Here is a 4,660-nt window from a genome sequence, read left to right on the forward strand (position 1 = left end):
CACCGCAGGGGTGCCGGGGTCCGGTCGGTACTGCCGGGCGCTGTCGCGCCGAACTCACTTACGGGCGTTGATGGCCTCGGTGAGCTGCGGGGCGACGTTGAACAGATCGCCGACGACGCCGTAGTCCGCGATCTCGAAGATCGGGGCCTCCTCGTCCTTGTTCACGGCGACGATCGTCTTGGACGTCTGCATCCCGGCGCGGTGCTGGATGGCGCCCGAGATCCCCAGGGCGATGTACAGCTGCGGCGACACGGTCTTGCCGGTCTGACCCACCTGGAACTGACCCGGGTAGTACCCCGAGTCGACGGCGGCGCGCGAGGCACCGACCGCACCCTTGAGCGAGTCGGCCAACGGCTCGACGACCTCTTCGAACTTCTCCGCCGAACCCACGCCACGACCACCGGCGACGACGACGGTCGCCTCGGTGAGCTCGGGACGGTCGCCACCGACGATCGGGTTGCGGGAGATGACCCTGGCGGCGTTCTCGGGCTCGGGGACGTCGACCTCGACGACCTCACCGGCGCCGGCGGACGGCGACGCCTCGACGGCGCCCGGGCGCAGGGTGTAGATGGGCGTGTCGCCGGCGACGGTCGCCTCGACGGTGAACGCGCCACCGAAGATCGAGTGGACCGCGGACCCGTCGGACTTGATCTCGACGACGTCACACAGGGTGCCGGAACCGGTACGGGCCGCGAGGCGACCCGCCACCTCCTTGCCCTCGAACGTGGCGGCCAGGACGATCGCCGCCGCGCCCTGCTCGGCGAGCCCGGCGAGGACGTCGACCTTGGGCGTGACGAGGTAGTTCTGGACCGCGTCGCCCTCGGCCACGTAGATCTTCTCCGCGCCGGCCTCCTTGAGGGCGTCGGTGAGCGCTGCGGCGGTGCCGGTCTCACCGAACACGACGGCGGACGGCTCACCGAGCGCGCGTGCGGCGGTCAGCAGTTCGAGGGTGACCTTCTTGAGTTCGCCGTCGACGTGCTCGACCGCGACGAGGACTTCAGCCATGGTGGATTCTCCTTGAAAAAGACTGGTGGGAGTCGGTCGGGGTGAGCGCGATCAGATGAGCTTCTGCGCGACGAGGTACTTGGCGACCTCGTTGCCGCCCTCGCCCTCGTCGGTGAACTTCTCACCGGCGCTGCGCGGCGGCTTGGGGACCGACGACGTGACGGTGGTCGCCGCGTTGTCCTTGCCCACCTGGCCGGCCTCGACGTTGGTGTCGGCCAGCGTCAGGACCTCGACCGGCTTCTTCTTGGCGGCCATGATGCCCTTGAAGGAGGGGAACCGCGGCTCGTTGATCTTCTCTCCGACCGACACGACGCAGGGCAGCGACGCCTCGATCTCGAAGATGCCCTCGTCGGTCTCCCGCTCACCCTTGATGGTCCCGCCGGAGACCTCGAGGGTGCGCATGTGGGTGACCTGCGGCAGGCCCAGGTACTCGGCGATGATGGCCGGGACGCTGCCCATGCGGCCGTCGGTGGCCTCGTTGCCACAGATGACCAGCTCGGTGCCCTCGATGGTGCCCAGCACGTTGGCGATGGCCCACGCGGTCTGGACGACGTCCGAGCCGTGGAGCGCCTCGTCGTTGAGGTGGACGGCCTTGTCGGCGCCCATCGACAGGGCCTTGCGGATCGCCTCGGTGGCGCGGTCGGGACCGGCGGTCAGGACGGTCACCTCGCCCCCCTCGGCCTCCTTGATCTGGAGAGCCTGCTCAACGGCCTTCTCATTGATCTCATCGAGGACCGCGTCCGCGGCCTCGCGGTCCAGGGTGAAGTCCCCATCGGAGAGCTTGCGCTCCGAGTAGGTGTCCGGAACCTGCTTGATCAGTACGACGATGTTCGTCATGGGCCTGCGTCGACCTCCTGCGAGTCGGGGCTGGGTGCGATCCGAACTGGCCGGGCGCACCGGATTGTGGTCCTGGGGACAACAATAACGTCACCCGGGCCCACCCTGCAGGAGCGGGGCCGTCAGTTGATGCGCTTGTCCCACCCCGACCACGCGGCGTCGCGGAGTTCGTTCTTGCGGACCTTGCCGGTCGAGGTGCGCGGCAGGGCCTCGGTGAGCTCCACCGCACCGGGCACCTTGTACCGGGCGATCCTGGTCCGGCAGTGATCGATCACACCGTCCTCGTCGAGGTCGGAACCGGGTTTCACCACGACGTACGCCTTCGGACGCTCACCCCACTTCTCGTCGGGCATCGAGACCACGGCGCAGTCCACCACGTCGGGGTGCGCCGCGATCGCCTGTTCGACCTCGATCGTGGAGATGTTCTCGCCGCCGGAGACCACCACGTCCTTGGCGCGGTCGAGCAGCTGCACGTACCCGTCCGGGTGCATCACGCCGAGGTCGCCCGAGTGGAACCAACCCCCGGCGAACGCGGTCGCCGTGGCCTCGGGGTCGGCGAAGTACCCCTTCATCACGCCGTTGCCCGTCATGACGACCTCGCCCATCGTCACGCCGTCGGCCGGGACGTCGACGAGGTGCTTCTCGCCGGGGCTGGTCCGCTCGACCACCCGGACCGTGTCGGCGTGGATCATGGCCACGCCCTGACGGGACTTGAGGCCCGCACGCTCGTCCGGGTCCAGGTCCGCCCAGTCGGGCTGGGGCGTACACACCGTGAACGGCCCGTAGGTCTCGGTGAGCCCGTACACCTGCGTCACGTCGATGCCCAGGTCCTCGAAGCGTCGCAGGATCGTGGGCGAGGGCGGGGCGCCGGCGGTGACCATGCGGATCCCCGTCACCGGCCGGGCCGCCGGGTCGTCGGCGATCGTGCTCAACACCGCCGGGGCGCCGGCGAGGCGGTTGATCCCCTCGTCGTCGAACAGTCTCCAGATCTCATCGCCCCGGACGGCGCGCAGACACACGTGGGTGCCCATCGCGCCGGTCAGGGCCCACGTCGTGCACCACCCGTTGCAGTGGAACATCGGGAGCGTCCACAGGTAGCGCGAGTCCGCGTCCAGTCCCTGGGTGATGATCTCCCCGAGGGCGTTGAGGTAGGCACCGCGGTGGGTGTACATGACGCCCTTCGGGCGCCCCGTCGTGCCCGAGGTGTAGTTGACGGCGATCACGGCGTCCTCGTCCTCCACCGCCCAGGACACCGGCTGCGGGGAGGCCAGTGCCAGACCCTCCTCCAGCGCCTCGGCGCGGGGACCGAAGCGGGCCGGGTCCGGCTGGGTGCCGTCGGCGTCGGGGGTCACCAGGATCAGACTGATCGACTCCGGGACCTCGTCCCCCAGCCCGGCCAGGAGACCGGCGTCGGCGATGAGCACCGAGATCCCGGCGTGCTCGGTGATGTACGCGACCTCCGGGGCCGCGAGGCGGGTGTTGAGGGCCACCACCGCCCCGCCGGCGAGCGGGACCGCGAACTGTGCGAGCAGCGCCTCGGCGGAGTTGGGCGCGAGCACCCCGACGCGGTCGCCCCGGGCGACCCCGCGCATCCGCAGGAGTGAGGCCAGCCGCGTGGCGCGATCGGCGAACTCCGCGTAGCTCTGGCGGCGGGGGCCGTCCACCACCGCGGTCGCCTCGGGGAACACACGAGCGGCCTTCTCCAGGAAGCTCAGCGGGGTGAGAGCGGTGTCGAGTCCTGAGCTGGCTGTCATCGCGGATGGTCCGCCTCTCGTGAAGTGTCGAACTGGTCGCGGGTGGTCACGGTCACGGTAACCGTGGGGGCCCTCACGCGCCCGGGGATTACTCCCCGATCCCCCCTGTCCCCCGACCCTGCCGGCGCGTCGAGGAGTTCCGCCGGTGCGTCCGACGGACCGCGCGCCGACGGTCGGACTACGCTCTCCCCTGACGATCTGACGAGAAGGGGACCTCCAGTGGCACCGGCATCGATTCCGCGGCGGACCGCACCCACCGCGCGGGCTCTGGCGGTCGGTGCGATGGCGGTCGGGATCGCGGCGGGATGCGCGTCCGCCACCGAGAGCGGCGGCGCCCGCCTGGGTCAGGCCGCGAGCTGGTCGTCCGTCGCCGGAGGACCCCCGAACTCCGGACGCGCTCACGCGGCTGTCTCCGAGTCGCCCGGGCTCCTCTGGTCACGACCGCTGGGAGCGCCCGCGACCGGGGTGGCCGGTTCCGACGGGATCGGCACGTTCTTCCAGGCCACCGTCTCCGAGCGGGGGTGCAATCTCTTCGCGCTGACCGCGGACGACGGGCGCAAGCGGTGGTGTCTGCGCCTGCCGACGGACGGACCGCGGATCACGGCGACCGTCGACGGGCGCGGGTCTCTGTTCGTGCCCATGTACGGCGGGGTGGGTGCGGTGTCCGCGGAGGGTGAGAACCGCTGGTTCGCCGGGACCCGGGGGATCCCCACCACCATCACGCTGCTCGACAACCGCCATCTGCTGGTGATCTCCCACCTGGGGATCGTGCGGGTGATCAACACCCAGACGGGTCTGGACGCCTCGTCCGAACTGCCGGCCGCCGGCGAGATCGCGCCGTCCGCACCCGGGTTCGGCTCGCCGTGGTGCGGCATCGGCGAACGCGGGTGTCCCGCGCCGGGCCCCGCGGCGGTCGACACGGGGACCGGGACCGCCTATCTCACCGCCTGGACGCCGGGGGAACCGGAGCCCGAGCTGGTCGCGGTGCGGTTCACCGACGACGGGGCCGGGCGTCTGGAGGTGGTGTGGCGGGCCGGCCTCCCCGGGGGACGCCTCGGGGTCCC

3 protein-coding genes and 1 pseudogene are annotated in these 4,660 nt (G+C 70.9%); 1 reads left to right on the forward strand and 3 read right to left on the reverse strand.

All coding sequences use genetic code 11. The annotated features are described in order from the left end of the window. Nucleotides 1-54: 54 nt before the first annotated feature. From G6028_RS11845 to G6028_RS11855, 3 genes are all read right to left on the reverse strand, one after another. Nucleotides 55-1,005, reverse strand: a complete 951-nt coding sequence (locus tag G6028_RS11845; protein ID WP_179525537.1) for an electron transfer flavoprotein subunit alpha/FixB family protein — start codon at nucleotides 1,003-1,005, stop codon at nucleotides 55-57. Nucleotides 1,006-1,056: 51 nt separating this feature from the next. Beyond that, the gene (locus G6028_RS11850) at nucleotides 1,057-1,842 is read right to left on the reverse strand and encodes an electron transfer flavoprotein subunit beta/FixA family protein (protein WP_179525538.1); all 786 of its coding nucleotides are present in this window, start codon (nucleotides 1,840-1,842) and stop codon (nucleotides 1,057-1,059) included. A gap of 122 nt (nucleotides 1,843-1,964) precedes the next feature. After that, nucleotides 1,965-3,596, reverse strand: a complete 1,632-nt coding sequence (locus G6028_RS11855; protein ID WP_179525539.1) for an AMP-binding protein — start codon at nucleotides 3,594-3,596, stop codon at nucleotides 1,965-1,967. Nucleotides 3,597-4,061: 465 nt separating this feature from the next. Here G6028_RS11855 and G6028_RS11860 point away from each other — a divergent pair. Next, nucleotides 4,062-4,660: pseudogene (locus G6028_RS11860) on the forward strand (PQQ-binding-like beta-propeller repeat protein); the annotation flags it as partial.

Origin of the sequence: Dietzia cercidiphylli, from assembly GCF_014145145.1 — a bacterium.
Lineage (GTDB): Bacteria > Actinomycetota > Actinomycetes > Mycobacteriales > Mycobacteriaceae > Dietzia > Dietzia natronolimnaea.